This is a genomic window from Flavobacterium aurantiibacter (genome assembly GCF_002251775.1).
GTDB classification, from domain to species: Bacteria; Bacteroidota; Bacteroidia; order Flavobacteriales; family Flavobacteriaceae; genus Flavobacterium; species Flavobacterium aurantiibacter.
Genome location: NZ_NOXX01000038.1, coordinates 1 through 3,055, shown reverse-complemented (window position 1 = coordinate 3,055; position 3,055 = coordinate 1). Strand labels below are relative to the sequence as shown.

The window sequence follows — 3,055 nt, the reverse complement described above, 5'->3', positions numbered from 1 at the left end:
TCCACTATTTGTATGCAAAAAAGATAGAACGGAACACGTGACGGCCTGCACAATTTTTGCGAAGCGACGACTCGTTTGCCGGCGCGCCCAAACACTTGAAATCATTGTAATAAAAAAAGCCGCTTCAGTTTTTGAAACGGCTTTATAAATTGGGTTATCTAGCGAACTAGTAACGGTAGTATTCTGGTTTAAACGGTCCTTGAGGTGTAACCCCAATGTAAGCCGCTTGCTCTTCGTTAAGTGTTTCTAACTCCACGCCCAACTTCTCTAAGTGCAAAGCTGCTACTTTTTCGTCGAGGTGCTTTGGAAGCATGTACACGTTGTTTTCGTAACGATCGGCGTGGTTCCACAACTCGATTTGTGCCAAAGTTTGGTTGGTAAACGAGTTACTCATCACAAAACTTGGGTGACCTGTAGCGCAACCTAAGTTAACTAAACGTCCTTCGGCCAAGATGATGATGTCGCGACCGTTGATGTTATAACGATCAACCTGAGGCTTGATTTCGTCTTTCGTATGCCCGTAATTTTCGTTTAACCAAGCCATGTCGATTTCGTTGTCGAAGTGACCGATGTTACAAACGATGGTTTTATCTTTCATTGCTTCGAAGTGGCGCGCCACAACGATGTCTTTGTTTCCAGTTGTAGTAATTACGATATCGGCAGTTTTAATTACGGTATCTAATTTCTTTACTTCGAAACCGTCCATTGCTGCTTGAAGCGCACAAATTGGGTCGATTTCGGTAACAGTAACGATAGAACCAGCGCCACGGAATGAAGCCGCAGTACCTTTTCCAACGTCGCCGTAACCACAAACTACAACACGCTTACCGGCTAACATGATGTCGGTTGCACGACGAACGGCATCTACAGCCGATTCTTTACAACCGTATTTGTTATCGAATTTCGACTTGGTAACCGAGTCGTTCACGTTAATTGCTGGCATTGGTAACGTGCCATTCTTCACGCGCTCGTACAAACGGTGAACACCCGTTGTAGTTTCTTCGCTCAAACCGCGGATTCCTGTGATAAGTTCTGGGTAACGATCAAATACCATGTTGGTTAAATCGCCACCATCGTCGAGAATCATGTTAAGTGGTTTGCGCTCTTCGCCGAAGAAAAGCGTTTGCTCGATACACCAATCGAACGACTCCTCATCCATTCCTTTCCAAGCATACACTTGAATTCCGGCAGCAGCAATAGCCGCAGCAGCCTGATCTTGTGTTGAGAAGATGTTACAGCTCGACCAAGTAACCTCGGCGCCGAGTGCAATTAAGGTTTCGATTAATACAGCAGTTTGAATAGTCATGTGCAAGCATCCTGCGATACGCGCGCCTTTCAACGGCTGTGAATCTTTATATTCTTCGCGAAGTGCCATCAAGCCAGGCATTTCAGCTTCCGCCAACTCAATCTCCTTTCGGCCCCAAGCAGCAAGCGAAATATCCTTTACTTTGTAGGCAACATACGGCATAGTAGTAGTACTCATTTTTTATCTTTGTCTATAATTTTCGGCGCAAAAGTACGATAATCCTTTGGAAATTGTCGAATTTGGTGAAAATTTAAGACTTGTTTACTGCGGTAAGCAATTGATAAATAACGAATTGATTTCAAATGCCACTATACAGTACGTTTAATTATAAGTCGAACATTCGCGTTTCGGTTTGGGACATTACCGAGTCGGTATCCGATTTGGCGGTGCATGCGCTTACGCAGAAGAGCCAACAACGGCTTGAAGGCATGAAATCAAAGGTGCACCAAAAAGGGTTTTTATCTATTCGTAAGTTGCTGGAAGCAAATGGTTATACAGATTCCGATTTGTATTACCACCAAACGGGAAAACCGCTGTTAACCGACGGAGTGCAGGTATCGATTACGCATTCGGCACAATATTCGGCGCTTGCTTTGGCCGAGGTTCCGGTGGGAATCGACATAGAACACGTTAAACCTGTGGTTGGACGCATAGCGCACAAGTTTACCAAAAACGAAGCTTGGTTTTTAGACGCTACGTCCTCCGATTACTTAGACAAACTCACGGTAATTTGGGGTGTGAAAGAAGCGATTTTCAAGGTTGTGAACGAGCCTGGAATTAGCTTTAATCATCATATTGCCGTTTCGAAATTTTCGTTAGACGATCAGGAAACCACGGCTATGCTCGATTTTAACGGACAACAAACAGGTTTTACGATTTATTTTGAATCGATTGCCGATTACAAACTGGTAGTTGCTACCTACATTTCATGAGTATTTTAGAACAATTGCTTGCCGCTAGGCAGTCGGGCGCCCGATTACTTGCCGTTTTATTGGATCCGGAGAAGCAAGGCGTTGCCGAACTGAATGATTTTTTTCGGCGCATCGAGTCGCTGCCCGTGACACACTTTTTAGTGGGCGGAAGCACCGGTAGTGGACCAGCCACCGATACGCTTGTTCGTGCCTTGAAAGCCCGTACTCATTTGCCTGTGGTTTTATTTCCAGGCAGCAGCGATCAGTTATCGGATGCCGCCGACGGATTGTTGTTTTTGAGTTTGCTTTCGGGTCGCAATCCGGAGTATTTAATCGGGCAGCAGGTTCAAGCGGCCGCCGTTTTGCGACAGGCGCCGTACGAGGTATTGGCAACGGCTTATTTACTGCTCGACGGCGGAAACGAGAGTGCGGTGCAGCGGGTTTCGGAAACGTTGCCGTTATCGCAAGAAAATTCCGAGTTAATTGTCGATACGGCTTTTGCGGCGCAGCTTTTGGGCTTTAAGTTGCTGTATTTAGAAGCGGGTAGTGGAGCTGCTGTGCCGGTACGGGAGTCGGTTATTGAACAGGTTTTCAACACGGTCGATTTACCCTTAGTGGTTGGTGGCGGCATTCGCAGTAAATCAGCACTTGAAGCGGCGTATCGTGCGGGTGCTACGATGGTGGTTGTGGGAACAGCCTTTGAGAAGGAATTTTCGGAATTTTAAACACGAGAAGCCTTCTTCAAATAGGTTTTCTGCGTTTGCCTTGTCGTTTGCAAATAAGTTTTGGTTTGATTTGGGCAGCATTTCCGGCTTTCGGCTGTATCTTTTTATTCCGC

General features: G+C 45.9%; 3 protein-coding genes. 2 read left to right on the top strand and 1 reads right to left on the bottom strand.

Features of this window, described 5'->3' with window-relative positions:
* Positions 1–166 precede the first annotated feature (166 nt).
* The gene (gene ahcY / locus CHX27_RS00365) at positions 167–1,483 is read right to left on the bottom strand and encodes an adenosylhomocysteinase (RefSeq protein ID WP_094484810.1); all 1,317 of its coding nucleotides are present in this window, start codon (positions 1,481–1,483) and stop codon (positions 167–169) included.
* A gap of 125 nt (positions 1,484–1,608) precedes the next feature.
* On the opposite strand from ahcY, the gene CHX27_RS00360 reads away from it, so the two are divergent.
* Complete coding sequence (locus CHX27_RS00360; protein WP_094484809.1) at positions 1,609–2,238, top strand: 4'-phosphopantetheinyl transferase family protein; 630 nt, start codon at positions 1,609–1,611, stop codon at positions 2,236–2,238.
* Complete coding sequence (locus CHX27_RS00355; RefSeq protein ID WP_094484808.1) at positions 2,235–2,942, top strand: geranylgeranylglyceryl/heptaprenylglyceryl phosphate synthase; 708 nt, start codon at positions 2,235–2,237, stop codon at positions 2,940–2,942. Before CHX27_RS00360 ends, CHX27_RS00355 begins: the two co-directional genes overlap by 4 nt.
* The last annotated feature ends 113 nt before the right edge of the window (positions 2,943–3,055 follow it).